Here is a 19,579-nt window from a genome sequence, read left to right on the forward strand (position 1 = left end):
GGGCGCTTGGCGCCTCTCTCCAGATTTCACTGCTGTGGTCCTTTTGCCTGAGAGTTTCCGGGGTGGTTGCTCCTTCGGCGTGGGGCTGGCCCATCTCTCCCATCAGCAGCGCGCTGCTTGTACCAAAGCCATGATAGCCCAAACCTGCACAGGTCAAAAAGTGACACTTGTACAGTTTTGTTTCGAGGTCTACTGGCTTTCTGCCACGGCCTGGTACTCCACCGCCGATAAGAGCCCGTTCAGATCCGCCGGGTTCACCCGCATTTTGAACAGCCAGCCCTCGCCGTAGGGCGACTGGTTGATGAGCTCGGGCTTATCGGACAAAGCGCTGTTGACCTCGAGGATCTCCCCGGCCACCGGGGCGTAGATGTCGGAGGCGGTCTTGACCGACTCCACCACCGCCACCGCCGAACCAGCCTCCACGGCCTTACCCACCTGCGGCAAGTCCACAAACACCACATCCCCCAGGGCGTCCTGGGCGAAGTCGGTGATGCCCACCACGGCCACGTCGCCCTCGAGGCGAACCCATTCGTGCGATTTGGTGTACTTGAGCTCGGAAGGATAATTCATCGTCTCACCTCGGCTGTCAGTTTATTGCCTGAAAGGCCCCTACGCGCAACACCTAGCGCTTCACGAAAGGCGTCTCGACCACAGCGGCCGGCGCGGCCCGGCCGCGAATCTCCACCTCCAGTGCGGTGCCCACCCCGGCCCAGTCGGACTGCACATAGGCCAGCCCAATGCCCTTTTTGAGCACGGGGGAGTGGGTTCCTGAGGTAAGGATGCCGACCTCCTTGCCCCCTCCCAGCACCCGGTAGCCCTCGCGCGGAATCCCCCCCTCGACCAGCAGCCCCACCAGCCGGCGCTCGCAGGCCGCGTCCAGCATGGCCTGTTTACCGAAAAACTCCTTCTGGCCCTTGACCACCCAGTCGAAAGGGGTGCATAGGGGGTTGGTGGTGTCGGTGAGTTCGTGGCCGTACAGGGGAAAGCCGGCCTCGAGCCTCAAGGTATCGCGCGCCCCCAGACCACAAGGGGTCACCCCAGCCTCCAGGAGGGCCGCCCAGACCGCCGGGGCTTCGTCGGGGGCCACGAACACCTCGTAGCCGTCCTCGCCGGTGTAGCCGGTGCGGGCAAAGCGCACCCACTTGCCTGCCAGCTTGCCCATGAAGGTGTCGTTCTTCTTGCGCGAGACCAGGTCGGTGTCGCAGAGCTTTTGCAGCACTGCCACCGCCTGGGGGCCCTGCACCGCAATCAGGGCAAAAAAATCGGAGGCGTCCTCGAGCCTCACCTCAAAGCCTTCCGCCAGGCGCTGAAGATGTTCCCAGTCCTTCTCGATGTTGGCGGCGTTCACCACCATCAGGTATTCCTCTTCGCCGGTGCGGTACAGGTAAATGTCGTCCACCACGCCCCCTTGCGCATTGGGCAGCATGGAGTAGTGGGCCCGGCCCACTTTAAGCTTAGTCACATCGTTCAGGGTGGCGTACTGCAAAAACTCGAGGGCCCCCGGCCCTTTTATCCAGAACTCACCCATATGGCTCACATCAAACATCCCCACCAACCCCCGAACGGCCAGGTGTTCGGAGGTGATGGAGGTGTACTGGATGGGCATCTCGTAACCGGCAAAAGGCACCATCCTGGCTCCCAGGGCCAGATGGGCTTGGTGAAGTGGTGTGGTTTTCATGCCGCTTCAGCATACCAACCCAGGGGCCCAGGCCCGAAGGTTGTAACACGCACTACGGCAGCATCGTTACTTTTTAGAAAGCCCAACGATGCGCACAACCAATACCGTGAACGGTTGGGCGGTACGTCAACCTGGCGTAAGCTAGCCAGCCGACGCCACGCGGGCCAGCACCTGACGGCTCACAGCCTTCAGGGTCTCGAACACCCCAACGCCATTGGTAGCGATGGCCTCAAAGATGGGCAGCCGCATCTCGGGGTCAATCACCGCCTGGATCATCTCCACCGGTAAGGCATCGGGGGCATCGCGCTTGTTGGCCTGTAGCACAAGGGGGATGTCCTCTACCTTTATGCCGTACTCAGCCAGGTTTTCGCGCAGGTTGCGCATGGATTCTGCATTGGCCCGCAGGCGGTTGGGGGCCGAGTCGGCCACAAAGACAATCCCGTCCACGCCCCGCAAAATGAGCTTGCGGCTGGCGTTGTAAAACACCTGCCCCGGCACGGTGTACAGGTGAAAGCGGGTTTTGAAGCCCTTAACCTCGCCCAGATCCACGGGTAAAAAGTCGAAGAACAGGGTGCGTTCATCCTCGGTGGCCAGCGAGACCATCTCACCTTTGCGGTTTTGCGGCACCTGCTGGAAAACCCATTTGAGGTTGGTGGTCTTACCGGACATACCGGGGCCGTAGTAGACGATCTTGAAGTTGATCTCCCGGGCGGCAAAGTTGATCGTGCTCATAGTTAGTTACCAAATAGTTCGTCCAGAAGGGCGCTGGCCCCAGCGTGGTACTCGCGATCAATCCCCAAGGTGCCCGGTTCTACCAGGGCCTCTTTGGTGATGACCTCGAGCGACTGTACGGCCCGTTTACCAAATAGCTTGACCCGCCCCACCGGGGCCGTGTTGTCGAAGATAATCACCAGCAGGGCCAGATCCCCCACTTCTTCAGCGTACAGGCCGTAGGTGGCCCCTTGGTGCAGAAGTTCGTTAAAGCGAGGCTCGCCGAGCATTTTAGCCAAAGCCTGGGTAGCTGCCGCGTTACCAGCAATCAAAGTAGCCAGCGAGTCCAGGGCCGGGGGCCGGGGCGCCCACAGGGCCTCTTTGTGTGCCAGCACAAAGCCCTTGCGGTCAAGCAAAAGCACGTAACGGGCCCCCGTCTCGCGAAGGAGCTCCTCGAGGACGTGCGAGGCCTTTTCATAGGCCCCCCCGAAGAGCGCGATTGCAGGCTCAACCATACCAGGCCCAGTGTAACACGCACCCGTTACCCACCCCTGTGACGAATTACGCTGGGTGGTTTTGTGCGCAAAGATCGCCGCGAGCAGCTCTCCGGTCTCAGCTGAGCAAAAGCAGTGTGCATCAGAGCAGACTGAATCGGCCCCGCGCAGCTTATCTTGGCGTTTATGCAACGCTTCTTCGGGGTAATCTGGCCTTGTCTGGTGCTGCTCGGCCCCCTGGCCCTGGCCCAGAATCCCGCCACCATCGACGAACTCACGCGCCAGCGCTTTGGCGGTGGCCTGCTCAGCATCGAGCGGGTTTTAGAGCGCAACTCGAGCTTTACCCGCTACCTGGTGCGCTACCCCTCGGATGGGCTTCAGATGTACGGCTTTATGAACGTGCCCAACCAGGAGGGCCGTTTCCCGGTGGTGGTCGTGATTCACGGGTATGTCAACCCCGCCACCTACCAAACCCTGACCTACACCACCCGCTACGCCGATGCCCTGGCCCGGGCTGGGTTCGTCACCCTTCACCCCAACCTCCGGGGGCATGGTCTGTCCCAGGGACGCCCCGAGCAAAGCCCCTGGCGCCTGCAGTACGCGAAGGAAATCCTCGATTTGGTGGCTATAATTCGGGCCCAGGCCGGTAGCGGGCCCCTGACCAAAGCCCGCCCAAGCATCGGCCTGATGGGGCACAGCATGGGGGGTGGCATCGCCCAGCGGGTGGCGGTGGTCGACCCCAGCATTCGCGCCCTGTTGCTCTATGGCACCATGCACGGCAACGACCTAAAAAATGCCCAGCAGATCTGCAATGTCTTTACCAATGGCCTGCGCGGTTGCCAGGAAGCCCGCAACCCTCCCCCAAACCTAGCCCAGGTGTCACCGATTAACTATTATGGCCGTTTGCGGGCCAGGGTGCAGGTACACCACGGCACCCAGGATCCCCAGACCCCCTATGCCTGGGCCCAGGAAATTTGCGCGGCTTTGCGAAAAAACAGGGTTGAGCACGAGTGTTTCAGTTATCCCGGGGCCGGCCATACCTTCCGTGGGCAGGATTACAGCCGGCTGATACAGCGAGCCGTGGCTTTCTTTCGCAGCGCGCTTAACTGAAGGGCCCGGCCAGGCTCGAGGATGGGAGACCCAGCTTTGCAACACCTTTATCTGCACGTACCGTTCTGCCCCACCATCTGCCCGTACTGCGACTTTCATGTGGTTCGCCGCTATGGGGACGTGGTAGAGGCCTATCTAAAGCGACTGGCCCAGGAGGCCCGGGGGCTTTTTGAGCAACACCCCGGCCCGCTTACCACGCTCTACCTGGGCGGGGGCACCCCCAGCTTCCTGCGCAGCCACGAGCTGGAGGCCCTTTTTCGCGCCCTGCCCTGGAACATAGAGGCTGCTGAGGTCACCCTCGAGGCCAACCCTGGCACCCTCAACCCAGAACGGCTTCGCCTGCTACGCGAGCTAGGGGTCAACCGCATCTCGCTGGGGGTACAGAGCTTCCAGGACAGCGTGCTCAAAACCCTGGGCCGGGCCCACGGCCGCATCGGGGCCCTGCGGGCTGTGGAGATGAGCCTCGAGGCTGGCTTCCGTACCTCTATCGACCTGATTCTGGGCCTACCCGGTCAGGATGCCGAGGCCGACCTGGCCCAGGCCGCGGCCTTGGGGGTGGAACACGTTTCGGCCTATACGCTACAGGTTGAGCCCGGCACACCGTTTGCGCTCAAGGGATTGGCGCCCGACCCAGACGCCGAAGCCCAGGCCTTTGAGCTGGCCCAGCATCTGCTGGGCAGGGCCGGCCTGACCCGGTACGAGGTATCCAACTTTGCCCGCCCGGGAGGAGAAAGCCGGCACAACCTAGCCTACTGGCGCAACGCGTTCTGGGGTGGGCTGGGGCCAGGCGCTACCGGGCAGCTTGCCGGACTCGAGCCGCATATTTTCGCAGTGCGCTACACCAACCCCCCTCTACCGCGCTGGCTACAGGGGGAAGAACCTTCGCTGGAACCGATTAGCAGGCTCGAGCACGTCAAGGAGTCTCTCATGCTGGGCCTACGGCTGGCCCAGGGGGTTGACCTGGAATTGCTCGAGCAGCGCAGTGGGCTCGAGGTATGGCCGGCCCTGGAGCCCGCCGTTCAGCAGTTAAGCAGCCAGGGTTGGCTGGTCGTAGAGCAAAAACGCATCCGCGCCACCGACCTCAACACCCTGCACCCCATCATTTTGCAGCTCTGGGACAGCCTGGAGGCACGAAACCCCGCGCCGCTTGCGCCCCGCCGGCTACCGGGGTATTAGCGAAGCGTGCATGGCCTCAAAATCGCGCAGGGCCTCGAGGGCGTTCTGGTAACGCTCAGCGACATCCTTGCAGATGAGGCGGCTCAGGAAACCCTGCAACTCGGCGGTCACGGTCAGGCCGGTCTCGGGGGCAGCCACCAGCGGCGGCGGAGGTAGCTTGAGGTGGGCGTTCATCACCTCGACCGGCTCCCCCACGAACGGTAGCTCACCGGCAATAGCCCAGTACAGCAGGATACCCGCCGAGTACATGTCCGAAGCCGGGGTGGGTGAGCGTCCACGGATCTGCTCCGGGGCGATATAGGCAATGGTGCCTAGGCGAACCTTTTGGCTAAAGCGCTCCCCCAATGGGCCAGAGAGGTCGAAATCCACCAGGCGGGCCTCACCGGTGCCGTCCACCACAAGGTTGTCCGGCTTAACATCGCGGTGTACTAAATTCTGGCCGTGCATATGCGCCAGGGCCTCGAGGAGGTGCTTGAAAACCCCTAGTATCCGGGCCGGGTTATCCCTACGCCACTCCGACAGGCGGATGCCCGGGGCAAAGGCCAGGAGCACCGCGGGGTGCTCTCCACCGTCGTGGGGCACGCTTAGACGGGCCAGAACAGGGTTGATGTGCGGGTGCTTGAGCTGCTGACCCACCTTCCACTCCCGGTCGGCCCGCCCCTCAAATCCCCGCGGGAAAACCTTGAGCGCATAGGGGGTGCCGTGAACATCGAAGGCCAGGTAGACCGTGGCCAGCGCCCCACGGGCAATGGGTCGGATGACCTTGTAGCGGCCTTCCAAGGTGATGCCGGCTAACCCCACAACCATCACTATACCGATTCTGGCCGGTATTGGGGGTTCATAGCACCGATCGGTAAAATGTTCCAAGGTGCGAGGTTTGGTCTTGTCAGGTGGTGGTGCCAGGGGGCTGGCCCATATCGGGGTGCTGGAGGTGCTCGAGGCCCAGGGTTTCCAGGCCGAGGTGATCGCAGGTACCAGCATGGGGGCTGTGGTTGGCGCCCTGTACGCCTCCGGCAAAAAACCCCGTGAAATACTGGAAATTGCCCGCTCCACCCCCTGGTTGCGCTTGCTGGATCTGGTACCCCGGCCCGGGCTGATCTCCCAGCGCGGCCTTAGGGACTTCCTGGCTAAACACCTGCCCCCCCGGTTCGAGCAGCTCTGCAAAAAACTGGTCGTTACCGCCGTCGACCTCGAGGCCGGTAAACTAGCCTACTTTGCAGAGGGCGACCTGCCGGGGGCGGTGCTGGCCTCGGCGGCCTACCCCGGCCTGGTTGCGCCGGTGCAATTCGAGGGCCGAACCTATGTGGATGGTGGGGTGCTCGACAACCTGCCGGTTGACGCAGCTCGCTTTATGCGGGCCCGGTATGTACTGGCGGTCGACGTCACCCCCGAGATAGGCCTGCCGGGGATTCCGCGCTCTGCAATAGGGCAGGTTCGCCGGGCCATCGATATCATGCAAAACCACCTTACCGCTGCCCGCCGCTCGCTTTATCCACCCGAACTCTATATCCGCCCCGAGCTGCCCGGGGTGGGTATTGAGCAGTTTGGGCGCCTCGAGGAGATCGTCGAGGCCGGTCGCAAAGCCGCTGCACAGGCCCGGCTCAGGATCTAGCGCCCGGCCATGGACGGCACTGTGGCTTCGCGGCAAAGCCCGGTCGGGTGTACGTTATGCTATGGCCGGGCCTAGGCCACGGACGAAAGGGATCTTGTGATGCAGAAGTTTCTGGACTACCTCTTCAAAGAATGGTTTCGACAGGTGGGCGAGGCCTTGCTGCTGGCCTTCCTGGTGACCACGTTTTTGTTTACCACGGTGGGCGTGGTGGGCAGCTCGATGAACCCCACCTTGCTCAACGGCGAGCGGGTGTTTGTACCCAAATACGAGACCTGGCTGGTGCGTTTTGGCCTGATGCAGTGGCGGCGGGGCGAGGTGGCGATTGTCAAACCGCCCGAGGGCACCCCCAACGCGGTGGCTCAGTTTCCGGTGCTGGGCTTCCAGTTCCGGGCTTTTTTTATCAAGCGCATCATCGGCCTGCCGGGCGATGAGGTGAGCCTGCGGGAAGGGGTGGTATACGTTAACGGCCAGCCCATCAATGAAATCCACATCACCGCCTCCCTTACGCCCTACCCCGATAGCTACCCTGTGGTGTGCTACCAAAACGAGCGGCTGACCGCCCTGGTAACCCAGCAACAGGTGCGCTTCACCCCGGATACGTTGCCTGAGTACCTCAAACCCACCCTCGAGATGCTCACCCCCCCCAGCCCGGAGGATTTAGCCAAAAGCCGCTCCGGCGAGCACTGCTTTACCGGTTCGCTCAAGCTCAAGCCGGGCTACTACTTTGTAATGGGCGATAACCGCACCTTTGGGGGCTCCGAGGATTCGCGCACCTTTGGCCCTGTGCCCGCCAGCGCCATTGCCGGCCGGGCCAATGCCGTGTGGTGGCCGCTGAATCGTATTCGTGGCCTGGATATTCCCGAGGGCTTCAAGGGCTTATAGCCCCCTGGCCGTCGCTTCCGCCCCCGGCTGGCCGGGGGTTTTGTTTTGCTCGAGTGGGCTCGCAAGACAGCCGGGCGCGCACATCCTGTGCAGCCCCAAAACCGCCGGTTAAGATGTCCAGCGCCCCTGGCCAAGGGCTTTCGGATGGGGCTGCTCTCATACCAGATTCACCGTGCGGCGCTAGATTCCGTAGGAATGGAGCGAATGCACGGCACCACTATTGTGGCAGTTCGTCGAGACGGTGTCACCGCAATCGCAGGCGACGGGCAGGTCACCCTGGGTCAGACCATCATGAAAACCAGCGCGGTTAAGGTTCGCCGCCTCGAGCAGGGTGATGGCATTTTGGTTGGCTTTGCTGGCGCCGTGGCCGATGCACTGACGCTTTTGGAGAAGTTTGAGGGGGCTTTATCGGGCGCCAAAGGCAACCTGCCTCGAGCGGCCATCGAGACGGCCAAGCTCTGGCGCACCGACCGGGTGCTGCGGAGCCTCGAGGCCATGCTGGTACTCGCCGATCGCGACCACCTGTTGCTGCTTTCCGGGAATGGTGAGGTGCTGAACCCCGATGAGCCGGTGATCGCGGTGGGATCCGGCGGCCCCTATGCCCTGGCCGCCGCCAAAGCCCTGTTGCGGTACTCGAGCCTCTCAGCCCCCCAGATCGCCGAACAGGCCATCCGGATTGCCGGGGAGATCGACCTGTATACCAGTGGGCAGGCCACCTCGGTGCTGAGCGTGGGGGGTGGGTCATGAACCTGACGCCCGCGGAGATCGTGCGCGAGCTGGATAAACACATCGTCGGCCAGGCCGCCGCTAAGCGCGCGGTGGCGGTGGCGCTGCGCAACCGCATACGCCGCAAGAAGCTGCCGCCTGAGCTGGCTCGAGAGGTCATGCCCAAAAATATCCTGATGATTGGCCCCACCGGGGTGGGCAAGACCGAAATTGCCCGACGGCTGGCCCGGCTGGCGGGCGCCCCCTTCCTGAAGGTAGAGGCCACGAAATTTACCGAAGTGGGCTATGTGGGCCGCGATGTGGACTCGATTGTACGCGATCTGGCCGAGGCCGCCTACCAGCTCGTGATGCAGGAGATGAAGGCCAAAGTGGAAGGGCGCGCCCAGAACCTGGCTGAGGAGGAGGTGGCCTCCATTCTGCGCGTCTCACCCCTGGAGTTGCGCACCGGTCGCTACAATGACCAGCTCATCGAGATCGAGGTGGCCGAAGAGGCCCGCCTACCCATGATGGGGATGTTCGGCGGGGAGCAGATGCAAAGCCTGCAAGACATGCTCAAAGGGCTGATGCCCCAGCGCAAAGTCCGGCGCAAAGTGCGCGTAAAAGAGGCCCTGGAGATCCTTAAAAACCAGGAGGCCGAGCGCCTGGTGGATAAAGAAGAGGCCACCCAGGAGGCCCTGCGCCGCGCCCAGGAAGAGGGCATCGTCTTTATCGATGAGGTGGATAAAATCGCCAGGGGTAAAGGGGCTGTGGGCGGCCCGGATGTTTCCGGTGAGGGCGTGCAGCGGGACTTGCTACCCATCGTGGAGGGTACGGTGGTCTCGACCCGCCTGGGGCCGGTCTCAACCGACCACGTGCTGTTTATCGCTGCCGGAGCCTTCCACGTTTCCAAACCCTCCGATCTGATTCCTGAGTTGCAGGGCCGCTTTCCCATCCGGGTTGAGCTCGAGCCCCTCGGGCCAGCAGAGTTCGAGCGCATTCTGCGAGAGCCGGAAAACTCGCTCATCAAACAGTACCAGGCCTTGCTGGCCGCCGACGAGACCGAGCTTCATTTCACCCCCGAAGCCATCCAGGCGGTGGCCCGGTTTGCTCACCAAGCTAACCAAGAGTTGGAGGATATTGGCGCCAGGCGACTCGCTACGGTGCTGGAACGCGTTCTGGAAGAGGTTTCGTTCCAAACCAGCCTGGGGCGGGTCGAGGTTACCAAAGAATATGTGGAAGCACGGCTCAAAGATGTACTGGCCTCTCACGATCTTTCCCGCTATATCCTGTGAAGGTTGGGCCTCGTATGAAACCTCAATCAGCCCTACCCCTGGGTCAAGTGCAAACACCCATAGTACCATTTAGGAGGAAGATGATGCGTTTTTGGTTCTTTGTGCTGGCGCTATCGGTAGGAACCGCTGTGGCGCAGCAAAACCCTACCCAGCCCGCACCCAAGCCGCAGACTCAGGCCAACCTATGCCTCCTGCTCTATGAGGCGGGGCGCCCCGAAGCCGCCCTACCGGCCTGCGAGCGCGCTGTTAAGGACGCACCCAGCGCAGAAAACCTCTACCTGTTGGCCCGTGTGCAGTCCGATCTGAACCGCTTTACTGCGGCCATCGAAAACCTGCGCCGCTCAATCACCCTTAACAGCAGCTATATCCAGTCTTACGTGGCGCTGGCCCAGGTGTATGTACGCCAGTACCTCCTATCGGAGAACCGCGAGGCCAGCAAGGGCTTGCTGGATCAGGCCCTGAGCGTACTGCGCGAAGCCGAGCGGGTCAACGCCAAGTACGCCCCCATCTACGCAACCCGCGGCACGGTGTTGGCTTACCAGAACAAGCTCGACCAGGCTGTGGAATCCATCAACCGCTCACTGGCCCTGAAGGACGAACCGGTTGTTCGGGCTTTGCTGGCCGATATCTACATTCGGCAAGGCAAGTGGGATGAGGCCCTCAAACACTACGACGAGGCGGTCAAGGCGGCCCCCAAAAACCCCAGCCTGCGCATCAAATACGGCAGCCTGTTGCTGCTCAGGGGCAATGTGGATTTAGCCATTGAGCACCTCGACCAGGCCGTAATCCTGAGCCCCGGCAACGCCGAGGCCTGGCTGCGCCGGGGTGACGCTTACTACGAGAAGAAGGACTGGCAGCAGGCCGGGGTCTCCTACCAGCAGACCGTGGCCCTCTCGCCGGTTCGCTATCCGGATGCCTATATTGGCCTGGGCCAGGTGCTGATCGAGCTCAAGGATTACCAAAAGGCCCGGTTCAACTTCACCAAGGCTGTTGCCCTGGAGCAGAACAACCCGGTTTACCGCTACTGGCTGTGTCGCGCCAACGAACTGCTGGGAGACAAGGCCGGCGCAAAAGAGCAGTGCGAGCAAGCCCTCAAGCTGCGGCCCGACCTCAAAGAAGCCCAGGAAGTACTTAATCGCTTAAAGTAAGGCATCCGGGCCCGAAGGTAGAGGGACGTCGAGTGGATAGTTGTATGTTTTTTACATTCTCATAATGCTATTTTCGTTAATAGCAAAATATTGTAGATTGGGTTTATGGCCTGGAAGCTGGAAGCCTGGAACCCTGAGTACGCGCTGCCCGAACGCATAGAGAGTGAGGATGAGGCCGGCGGCCTCGAGGACATCAAAATCCATTACGAGGGTGACTGGGTAGCCCATACACCCCCCAGGGTCGCCCCCCAGAACTGGCCGGTTGTGTATCTGGTGGATGGCCGCCAGCGCATAGACGCCCAGATCGCCGATGCCAAAGGGCGGCGGGCCTTGCTGGCGACGGTGATCGCCGGGGCCTTGCTGCGGGATGGAGCCGGCATTCGCCCGGTGGGAGACCCAATCAAACGCCACATCCTGCTGCACAGCAGCGACCTCGAGGAGCCCCTACCCCCCGGCCTCAGGCATTATGAACCCATCCAAACCACAAAGTCCGACCCCGCCAGCCTGCGCAGCAAGGTAACGGAGGTGATGCGCCACCTGGAGGCCAGTCTGGTGAATACGCTCGAGGGTGGCCTGGTAATTGTGGATGGGCAGATCTACCCCGGCGCACAGGACTACAACACACCTGGGCGGCTGCTGGGCTACACCAAGACCCAGGCCGCAACCTATTTGGGGCCCGACCAGCAAGCCTTGCTGTATGACCTGCAGCCCTACCAGCGCACCCCCATTTTTCAGATTCCCGGTTATGCCCTGAGGCGCCCGCTGGATGTGTTCTCGTGGTATGTGCGCCTGCCTCTGGAACCCAACGCCACCTTCTACAGCGGCGCAGCCCTACTGCGCATCGAGACCCCCAGCGAGGAGCCCAGCGAAGCGGTTCGACTGGCCGATCTTTCGGTCAGTCTTTTTTGCACCCTGGCCTCCTCGCCCGCCAAAGACCCGCGCGCGCCCCAGAACCTGATTCCTGTGGGGGGGCTCGAGCAGTGGCTGGGGCGGCACCTGGGGCCGGCTGAGGTGGTTCGGCGTAGAATCGTGCAGGCGCTATTTGCTTAGAGTCGGGAGGAAGCTGTGAAACCGGTAGGCATGGTATTGGGTAGCCGCGAAGCAAAGGCCTTGGATTTCTGGGTTGCAGTCGAGGAGGGGCAGTACCTGCGCCTCGACGACCTGGTCTATGTCGAGTTTCTTCACCCCGACCCAAGCAAAGGCAAGGTGCGCTACTACGGCATGGTGGATGAGGTGATCAAGCTCTACGAGGGGGCCCCGTTCGACACCGATGTGTTCCTGGCCCGGCGCGACCTGCTGCCGGTGAGCCTCTCCTATGTCGCACACGTGCAGGTCACCCGGATCATGCCGGAGGAATACCTACCCCCCAACCCTGGCGCGCCGGTCTATCCGGCGCAGGACGCTTCGCTGGAGCTGGCCCTGTACTACGACCGGATGCAAGAGCAAAAACTCCCGGTGGGCCTCCTGAAAAACGGCGAGGTGGCCTACATCAACTTCGAATTTCTCAACGGCTTCAAAGGCGGGCACGTCAATATATCGGGGGTCTCGGGGGTGGCGGCCAAAACCAGCTACGCCACCTTTTTGCTGCACAGCATCTTTCAATCGTCTGCCAACCGGCAAAAAGCCAACACCAAGGCCCTTATCTTCAACGTCAAGGGGGAAGACCTCTTCTACCTCGACAAGGACAACAGCGGGCTGAACAACGAGGCCAGAGCCGCCTACCAAAAGCTGGGCCTGCCTGCCCAGGCCTTCCAGAGCGTGGCCTTCCTGGCCCCGCCCCGCAAAACCCCTGGCGATATTCTGGCCGATGTGGGCCGCCCCGATGCCAGCGCTTACTACTGGGACTTGGTGCAGTTCTGCCGCGAGGGCCTGCTCCCATTCCTGTTCACCGATCGAGGGGCCATGAGCAACCTGGGCTTTCTGATTGACCAGGTAACTGAGCGCCTGCGCCGCCTGGTGGGCGATGAGAACGATAAGCAAGGGCAGCGGGGCCCCCATATTTTGGTAGACGACTGGTCGGATGAGCTTTCGACCAGCGAGGCCCATGTGCCATTTGATGAGCTGGGCCGGCAAAAGATCGTCACCTTTGCCCAGTTGGTGCGCTACATCGAGTTCAAGCTCTTGGGGCCCGAGTCTGCCGACGACGAAGACAAGCAGAAGGGCGACCCGCGCTGGACAGCCCGGCAGGCTCGAGGCACGCTCGAGGCTTTTGTGCGGCGTTTGCGTGCTTCCATTGGCAACGTCGAGCACCTCGTCCGAGGGGATAAACCCGGCAAAAGGCCCAACCCCCTGGGCAGCCAGGCCCAGGTAAGCGTGGTGGACATTCACCAGCTCTCGGCGCAGGCACAGATGTTTGTGGTTGGCTCCATTTTGCGCGAGGTGTTTGGCCGCAAAGAGAAAGGTGATTATGCGGGCCGGGTGTTTGTGGTGCTGGATGAGCTCAACAAGTACGCCCCCCGCGACGGCGAAAGCCCCATCAAAGACATTCTGCTGGACATTGCCGAGCGCGGGCGCAGCCTGGGCGTGATTCTGATTGGCGCGCAACAAACCGCCTCCGAGGTGGAGAGCCGCATTGTCGGCAACGCCGCTATCCGGGTGGTAGGCCGGCTCGATGCCGCCGAGGCTGAGCGGCCCGAGTACCGCTACCTGCCCCCATCCTTCCGCCAGAGGGCAGTAATTTTACCGCAAGGAACCATGATTCTGCACCAACCCGAGGTGCCGGTGCCACTGGCTCTTACCTTTCCGCTGCCGGCCTGGGCCATGAAAAAAGATGAGGTGCTGGAGGATGTCTCGGCAGAAACATTATCCCGGCTGATAGACTGATTATGGCTATAGCAGCCATACGGGCCGGCCTGGCGCTGGCACAAAAGAAGCTCCGTTTGTGGATAAGAGCAACCTACAAGCTGTACTGGGCATGTATGCGCAGGGGTATTTTCCTCTGGGGATAGAGCACGGCATCGGCTGGTTCGACCAGCGGGCCTATGGCACGCCCTACCGCGCCCTGATGCCACTCGACGAGCGCTTTCACATTCCCCGCAGTTTAAGGCGGGTCTTAAACAGCAGACGTTTTGAAGTGCGCATCGACCACGATTTCGAAGGGGTTCTGGAGGGCTGTGCCACCCGGGGTTGGACGTATTCCAGCGAAACCTGGCTCACCCCTGAGGTGGCTGAGTTGTATAGAAGCCTTCATCGCTATGGCTTTGCCCACAGTTTCGAGACCTGGTGTGGCAACCAGCTCGCAGGCGGCATTCTGGGCATTGCGCTGGGGGCTGCCTTCATCGGTGACAGCATGTTTTACAGCATTCCCAACGCTTCCAAGGTGGCTATGGTGCGCTTGGTCGAGCACCTGCGCGCTCGAGGTTTTGAGATTTTTGATGTGCAGGTGCAAAACCCCCACCTGGCCCGATTCGGCGCCATCGAGGTAGACCCCCTCGAGTTTCGCCAGCGGCTATGGCGGGCCATCCAGAAACCGGCCCGGTTTGTGGACTAGAACGGATGGCATCGCTTGGACTATGCAAGCACAAAAAAACGGATGGCCTTCAGGAGCCATCCGCTGCACATAGCAAGAACCTTAGCGTTTCGACAGGGGTTTGTAGGGAAGGTCTAGCTTCCCGGTGTAGTGGGAGTCGGGGCGCAGCAAGCGGTTATCTAGCTTGGTGTACTCGAGGATGTGCGCACACCAGCCCGAGATGCGGGCCACCGCGAAGATGGGCGTAAAGAACTCGAGGGGGTAGCCCAGGTCGGAGTACACCACCCCCGAGTAGAAGTCCACGTTGGGGTAGATGCCCTTGGGGTTGTAGATGGCCCCTGCCTGGCGCTCGAGCTCCTTCAAGATGGCGTACTCTTTGCTGTACCCTTGCTTGGCGGCCACCGCCCCCGCGTACTTGTCGAGCACCCCAGCCCGGGGGTCGTAGGACTTGTAGACCCGATGGCCCATGCCCATCACGCGGCCCTTCTTGGCCTGCAGATCGGCCAGCCAGGCCGAGACGTTTTCGGGGGCGCCAATCTCGGCGATCATCTTCATCACCGCTTCGTTGGCGCCGCCGTGCCGGGGGCCCTTGAGCGCCCCCACCGCGGCAACGATGGAGCTGTAGATGTCGGCCTGGGTGGAGTAGGTGGCAATGGCGGTAAAGGTGGAGGCGTTGAAACCGTGCTCGGCCTGCAAAATCAGGGCCACGTCCATCAGCTTGGTCTCTTCCTTGCTGGGCACCTTGCCAGTGGACATGTAAAGGAAGTTGGCCGCATGGGACAGGCCTTTGCGGGGGGCCAGAATTTTTTGCCCCTCGCGGTGACGCTTGGTAGCGGCCACGATGGTAGCAAACTTGGCGATCAGAGAAAGAGACTTCTCGTACAGCGCCTCGGGGGAGACGTCGCTCTCGGTGGGGTCTACCATGCCCAGCTCGCTCACCGCGGTGCGCAGCATGGACATGGGGTGGGCGTCGCGGGGGAACTGTTTGATTTGTTTGATAATCGAGGCCGGTAAGGCCCGCAGCGAGGCCAGCCTGGCGCTGAAGGCCTTGAGCTCGGCCTTGTTGGGTAGGTGGCCGTGCAGCAGTAGGTAGGTTACTTCCTCAAAGGTGGAGTACTCGGCGAGATCCTGGATTTTATAGCCAGCGTAGTAGAGGCGACCCTGGTCGCCGTCGATGAAGCACAGGCTACTTTCGGTAAAGATGACATCTTCCAGACCTCGAGCAATCGCAACAGTTGCACTCATAATCGCTCCTTGGGTGCCCTGACCGCGGTCGGGGCTAGCCTGTGTATTGTATCGCGTTCTTACACGGAAATTCCGCACCAAAGCTCATAATCTTGCAGTGTAGATACACTAGGTTGCTCACCACACACCGGGCAGTCCGGGCGACGGGGGAAGCCCACCCGATGGAAGCGGGCCTGTAAACCATCGTAGAGCAGCAGCGTTCCGGACAGCACCTCCCCAAGGCCCAGCAGCACTTTTATCGCCTCGGTGGCCATCAAGCTACCAATCACGCCGGGAAGTACGCCAAACACCCCGGCCTCGGCGCAGCTAGGAACGGTACCAGGCCTGGGTGGCTGGGGGAACAGGCAGCGGTAACAGGGGCCCCCTTGGTGGTGAAACACCGAAAGCTGACCCTCAAACTGGTGGATGGCCCCATACACCAGCGGTTTATCTAGCAAGACACAGGCATCGTTGAGCAGGTAGCGGGTTGGAAAATTGTCGGTGCAGTCGATTACCAGATCGTAGGGGTGCAGCAGCCTAAGGGCGTTTTCGGAGGTAATCCGCTCGGCGTGGGCTTCGATCTGGATATGGGGGTTGAGGCTTTCCAGGCGGCTTTTGGCTATCTCGGCCTTGCGCTGCCCCACCGATGGGGTATCGAACAGCACCTGCCGCTGGAGGTTGGAAACGTCCACCCGATCCATCTCCACCAGGCCCAGCCGGCCCACCCCCGCTGCGGCCAGGTACATTAGAACCGGCGAGCCCAGTCCGCCGGCCCCCACCACCAGCACCGCGCTTTGTTTGAGCCGGGCCTGGCCGGCCCCCCCCACGCCCGGCAGCACAATGTGGCGGGCGTAACGGTCTAGCTCCTCTTTGCTCCACATACCAGCACTATAGCCAACCCGGTTATTTAAGACCCAGGCTGTATCCACAAAGCGGTTTAGCCCGAGCCGGGGCCGCTCATCCCTCGAGCCAGACCGGAACCTCCTCCGTTTGTGGCAGGCAAAAAGCCCGGAAGTCTCCGGTTCGCATATCGAAGATTACGTAGGGAACCCGCCAGTAAGCCTGCGCACGATCCGCCTCGCTGGGCAGCGCCGGGCCGCTGGGGTGGGAGTGCACGATGGCGAGAAGCTCGAGGCCCCTTTGCTCGATGCGCCGAACGGCTTCGATGAGGGCCTGGGGGTCGGCCTCGTAGCGCTCGCGGGGGCGCGGGTGAACGTTGGGCAGCGGCCAAAACTCCACCACCCGCCCCGCCCGGCCCACCCAGAGGCCCACGCCCTCCCGGGGCAGGGCGGCCCGCAGATAGAAGCGGGTCTGCTCGAGGCAGGCCGGGGGCAGCCTTAGAATCATGGCTCTTCCTCTTGCGGTAATAGCAAGACCTCGCTCAAAAACTGGTTGAGCGGCAGCAGTTCAAGAAACACCTTTTCTACGGCTGGGAGGAGTGCGTCGGAGGTAACCACCTCTTCGGCAAGGGGGTACGAAACCGTAAAGCTCCGCTGCTTGAGGTCTTCGATGAGGGGGTGGTCGGCGCGGTAGCCCCTGGGTGGGCGGGTGAGCTTGCCCTCCCCGTCGAGCTCGAGCCGCCCGCGCAGCCGCAGCCAGCGGGGATCCTGGCGGGCAATGGCGGCCCGGATGCGCCGCAGGTTTTCCGGCTCAGGCATCCAGATACCGGCGCCCAGGAAGCAGTTGTCGGGCTCGAGGTGAATGTAAAAGCCCGGCATATGCACATCCCGGCCCCGACGATGGCGAAACTGGGCCGCCGCATGGGTTTTGTAGGGGGCCTTGTTGGCGCTGAAGCGGGTATCGCGCTGGATGCGAAAGAGGCTCTGGGGGCCTGCCAGGTAATCGGGGCTGATTTTTTCCAGGTGCGGGGCGAAGTCGGCGATAAAGCGCAGGAACGGCTGCCGCACCAGGGCCTCGTAGCGGGGCTTGTTGGCCTGAAACCATTCGCGCCGGTTGTTATAGCGCAGCTCGATCAGAAAATGAAAAAGTTCGGGGGAAAAATACGCTTGCTTTTGGGTCAACACAGCCGCCATATTAGCCACCGTAGCCAGGGTGGGGTCTGGCAATTGTTGGGGAGGCTCGAGTTAAGCGTTCCCTCCCCAAAACCGGTATCCCCAGCACCGCGCTCAGTTGAGCTGGGCCAGGGCGGCCTGGAGCTGCTCCGGGCTCATATAGCCCCGCACCTCCCCCACCAGCCTGCCTCTGGAGTCATAGAAAAAGTTGGAGGGATAGCCGTTCACCCTGAGCGACCGGGAAACCGTCCGAAGCGCGTCCTGGTAGACCACCGCGCTGGAAAAGCCCCGGGTATCGTGGAACTGGCGCACCAACTGCACCGGCTCACCATCGTTGACAAAGGCGAATTGCACATCGGGCCGCTGGCGGGCCATCTCTTCGAACTCGGGGAGCTGCCGCTGGCAGTAGGTACACCAGGTCGCCCAGACCGTGAGCACAATGGGCTTTCCACTGCGCAAAACCGCGCTGCTACCGTCCAGGCGAACCAGCTGGGCCTGGGGCAGATCGCCCGCCCGCTGGGGGGGAGCCGCAAACAGCGCCAGGGCAACCAAACCAACGGCAATCAGACCGACAATGCCCAGCTGCAAAGCCGGGGAAAGTTTTTTAGGAGCCGCTTCCATCGAATTCAAGTTTAGCAGGGCCTGCCCGTCCGGGGTGTGCAGGGTCACAGTGCCCAGCAGAGGATACCGCCTCACCCTGAAACCCCGCCGGGCCACTCCTAAACCGATGCCGCTATGTTGCAGCCTCGAGGGGGATTCGTGGAGCTGGGCGTATACTGCCTTTGTGTCCGCTCATTCCTCCGCACAATCCAGTGACGGCTTGGCCCCCATTCCCGCACAGGTACGCAAGAACACCTGGTTGCTGGCCATCACCCAGGCCATCAACGGCGCAGGCATCCAGCTAGTGCCCACCTTTGGCGCCATCCAGGTGGTGATGCTGCTGGGCAATGCCGCATTTGCAGGCTTAGCCACCAGTCTTTTATCACTGGCCAGGGTCATGACGGCCTTTTACGTTGGGCGCATGACCGACCGACGGGGGAGAAAAGCGGGGCTGTACCTAGGTTTGTGGCTGGCCCTGGTGGGGGCCTTGCTGATCGGTACCGCCACCCTGCTGGGGTCGTTTGCCTTGTTCTGCGCAGGTGCTTTAGTTTTTGGCAGCGGGGTGGGGGCGGTGCAGCAGATGCGGGTGGCGGCCGCCGATATGTACCCCCCCAGCCGCCGGGCCGAGGGGCTGAGCCTGGTAGCCATGGGCTCTTTGTTTGGGGCCGGCCTCTCTCCATTGCTGGTCTGGGTGGCCGAGCACCTGGGGCTGGCCCTGGGCATCAACGAGATTGCCCTGGCCTGGCTAATGCTGCCACTGTTGATTCTGCCAAGCTTCCTGCTGGTAGCCGGCATCCAGCCCGACCCCAAGCAGATGGCCCTCGAGCTCGCCCGGTACTACCCGGCCTGGGCCTTGCAGGGCGCGGCCTCGGCCTCGGAGGGCCTCGAGCAAAAAGACCTGGCGCGCGTGCGGTTGGCGGCCATTCTCACGGCGGTCACGGTGCAGGGGCAGATGGTGATGATGATGGCCATGACGGCCCTGGCCCTCAAGGCCCTGGATTGCAGCCTTTCGCAGATCTCCTTTTCGGTAGCCCTGCACGTGATGGGCATGTTTGCCCTGTCCTGGCCCATAGGCCGCCTGACCGACCGGCTGGGCCGCAAGCCGGTGATCATGGCGGGGCTGGCGGTGGCAGGGCTGGGGGCCCTCCTGGTGGGGCTGGGTGAGGGCTACTGGGTGATCACCGCCGGCACTTTTCTGGTGGGGCTGGGCTGGTCGGGGGCCTTTCTGAGCGCCAACACCATGCTGACCGACGTGACACCCCCCACCCGGCGCGGCCAGGCCATTGGGATGCTCGACCTGTGGTCCAACGCCGCCGGCATGAGCCTGCCCATCCTGGGCGGGCTGATTGTGGAAGGGTTCAACCTCCACATGCTGGGCTTCTTTGGCGCGCTCTTGATGCTGGTTCCGCTTTACAATTTGTCCCGGGTGCGGGAGCACCAGCCCGGCGACTACCGCCCCTAACCCA

The 19,579-nt window shown here is 62.2% G+C and carries 21 protein-coding genes and 1 riboswitch; of the genes, 11 read left to right on the top strand and 10 right to left on the bottom strand.

Annotated features, from left to right (window positions below; translation table 11 throughout):
- Positions 1-25 precede the first annotated feature (25 nt).
- Positions 26-113, bottom strand: a riboswitch (glycine riboswitch).
- A gap of 76 nt (positions 114-189) precedes the next feature.
- From gcvH to mglB, 4 genes are all read right to left on the bottom strand, one after another.
- A complete protein-coding gene (gcvH, locus tag MRUB_RS08675; protein ID WP_013013974.1) occupies positions 190-570 on the bottom strand; it encodes a glycine cleavage system protein GcvH in 381 nt (126 codons plus the stop codon).
- 52 nt (positions 571-622) lie between these two features.
- Entirely contained in the window at positions 623-1,678 is a 1,056-nt protein-coding gene (gene gcvT, locus MRUB_RS08680; RefSeq protein WP_013013975.1) for a glycine cleavage system aminomethyltransferase GcvT, read from the bottom strand.
- A 141-nt stretch (positions 1,679-1,819) separates the two neighbouring features.
- Positions 1,820-2,410 carry a GTPase MglA gene (gene mglA / locus MRUB_RS08685; protein ID WP_013013976.1) on the bottom strand — a complete coding sequence of 197 codons (591 nt, stop codon included), beginning with the start codon at positions 2,408-2,410 and terminating at the stop codon, positions 1,820-1,822.
- 2 nt (positions 2,411-2,412) lie between these two features.
- A complete protein-coding gene (gene mglB, locus MRUB_RS08690; RefSeq protein ID WP_013013977.1) occupies positions 2,413-2,904 on the bottom strand; it encodes a GTPase-activating protein MglB in 492 nt (163 codons plus the stop codon).
- A 165-nt stretch (positions 2,905-3,069) separates the two neighbouring features.
- Here mglB and MRUB_RS08695 point away from each other — a divergent pair, with 165 nt between their 5' ends.
- Both MRUB_RS08695 and hemW read left to right on the top strand, forming a co-directional pair.
- Entirely contained in the window at positions 3,070-3,993 is a 924-nt protein-coding gene (locus MRUB_RS08695; RefSeq protein ID WP_013013978.1) for an alpha/beta hydrolase family protein, read from the top strand.
- Between the two features lie 36 nt (positions 3,994-4,029).
- Positions 4,030-5,169: a radical SAM family heme chaperone HemW gene (hemW, locus tag MRUB_RS08700; RefSeq protein ID WP_235438197.1), complete on the top strand. Its 1,140-nt coding sequence runs from the start codon at positions 4,030-4,032 to the stop codon at positions 5,167-5,169.
- Here the strand turns inward: hemW and MRUB_RS08705 are convergent.
- Positions 5,155-5,976, bottom strand: coding sequence for a serine/threonine-protein kinase (locus MRUB_RS08705; RefSeq protein WP_013013980.1), 822 nt, complete (start codon positions 5,974-5,976; stop codon positions 5,155-5,157). The genes hemW and MRUB_RS08705 overlap by 15 nt on opposite strands.
- Positions 5,977-6,037: 61 nt before the next feature.
- Between MRUB_RS08705 and MRUB_RS08710 the strand changes: the two genes are divergently transcribed.
- The 8 genes from MRUB_RS08710 (at position 6,038) to aat (ending at position 14,298) form a co-directional block, all read left to right on the top strand.
- Complete coding sequence (locus tag MRUB_RS08710; protein ID WP_013013981.1) at positions 6,038-6,781, top strand: patatin-like phospholipase family protein; 744 nt, start codon at positions 6,038-6,040, stop codon at positions 6,779-6,781.
- A gap of 99 nt (positions 6,782-6,880) precedes the next feature.
- A complete protein-coding gene (gene lepB / locus MRUB_RS08715; protein WP_013013982.1) occupies positions 6,881-7,663 on the top strand; it encodes a signal peptidase I in 783 nt (260 codons plus the stop codon).
- A 195-nt stretch (positions 7,664-7,858) separates the two neighbouring features.
- A complete protein-coding gene (hslV, locus tag MRUB_RS08720) occupies positions 7,859-8,410 on the top strand; it encodes an ATP-dependent protease subunit HslV (protein ID WP_013013983.1) in 552 nt (183 codons plus the stop codon).
- Positions 8,407-9,660 (top strand): ATP-dependent protease ATPase subunit HslU, encoded by a 1,254-nt coding sequence (locus MRUB_RS08725; protein WP_013013984.1) that lies wholly within the window; start codon positions 8,407-8,409, stop codon positions 9,658-9,660. The genes hslV and MRUB_RS08725 overlap by 4 nt, the downstream gene beginning before the upstream one ends.
- A gap of 83 nt (positions 9,661-9,743) precedes the next feature.
- Positions 9,744-10,808, top strand: coding sequence for a tetratricopeptide repeat protein (locus MRUB_RS08730; protein WP_013013985.1), 1,065 nt, complete (start codon positions 9,744-9,746; stop codon positions 10,806-10,808).
- A 105-nt stretch (positions 10,809-10,913) separates the two neighbouring features.
- Positions 10,914-11,858: a DNA double-strand break repair nuclease NurA gene (locus tag MRUB_RS08735; RefSeq protein WP_013013986.1), complete on the top strand. Its 945-nt coding sequence runs from the start codon at positions 10,914-10,916 to the stop codon at positions 11,856-11,858.
- 15 nt (positions 11,859-11,873) lie between these two features.
- Complete coding sequence (locus tag MRUB_RS08740; protein WP_013013987.1) at positions 11,874-13,631, top strand: ATP-binding protein; 1,758 nt, start codon at positions 11,874-11,876, stop codon at positions 13,629-13,631.
- Between the two features lie 58 nt (positions 13,632-13,689).
- Positions 13,690-14,298: a leucyl/phenylalanyl-tRNA--protein transferase gene (aat, locus tag MRUB_RS08745; RefSeq protein ID WP_013013988.1), complete on the top strand. Its 609-nt coding sequence runs from the start codon at positions 13,690-13,692 to the stop codon at positions 14,296-14,298.
- An 81-nt stretch (positions 14,299-14,379) separates the two neighbouring features.
- Here aat and MRUB_RS08750 read toward each other — a convergent pair whose 3' ends face one another.
- From MRUB_RS08750 to MRUB_RS08770, 5 genes are all read right to left on the bottom strand, one after another.
- A complete protein-coding gene (locus MRUB_RS08750; protein WP_013013989.1) occupies positions 14,380-15,522 on the bottom strand; it encodes a citrate synthase/methylcitrate synthase in 1,143 nt (380 codons plus the stop codon).
- A 59-nt stretch (positions 15,523-15,581) separates the two neighbouring features.
- Entirely contained in the window at positions 15,582-16,382 is an 801-nt protein-coding gene (locus MRUB_RS08755) for a HesA/MoeB/ThiF family protein (protein ID WP_013013990.1), read from the bottom strand.
- 76 nt (positions 16,383-16,458) lie between these two features.
- Positions 16,459-16,848, bottom strand: coding sequence for a M67 family metallopeptidase (locus tag MRUB_RS08760; RefSeq protein WP_013013991.1), 390 nt, complete (start codon positions 16,846-16,848; stop codon positions 16,459-16,461).
- Positions 16,845-17,534: a DUF2461 domain-containing protein gene (locus tag MRUB_RS08765; protein WP_013013992.1), complete on the bottom strand. Its 690-nt coding sequence runs from the start codon at positions 17,532-17,534 to the stop codon at positions 16,845-16,847. The genes MRUB_RS08760 and MRUB_RS08765 overlap by 4 nt, the downstream gene beginning before the upstream one ends.
- A 93-nt stretch (positions 17,535-17,627) precedes the next feature.
- Positions 17,628-18,209 (bottom strand): TlpA family protein disulfide reductase, encoded by a 582-nt coding sequence (locus tag MRUB_RS08770; RefSeq protein ID WP_152024888.1) that lies wholly within the window; start codon positions 18,207-18,209, stop codon positions 17,628-17,630.
- 88 nt (positions 18,210-18,297) lie between these two features.
- Here MRUB_RS08770 and MRUB_RS08775 point away from each other — a divergent pair, with 88 nt between their 5' ends.
- The gene (locus MRUB_RS08775) at positions 18,298-19,575 is read left to right on the top strand and encodes an MFS transporter (protein WP_241476980.1); all 1,278 of its coding nucleotides are present in this window, start codon (positions 18,298-18,300) and stop codon (positions 19,573-19,575) included.
- Positions 19,576-19,579 lie beyond the last annotated feature (4 nt).

Source organism: Meiothermus ruber DSM 1279, assembly GCF_000024425.1.
In the GTDB taxonomy this organism is placed as follows: Bacteria; Deinococcota; Deinococci; order Deinococcales; family Thermaceae; genus Meiothermus; species Meiothermus ruber.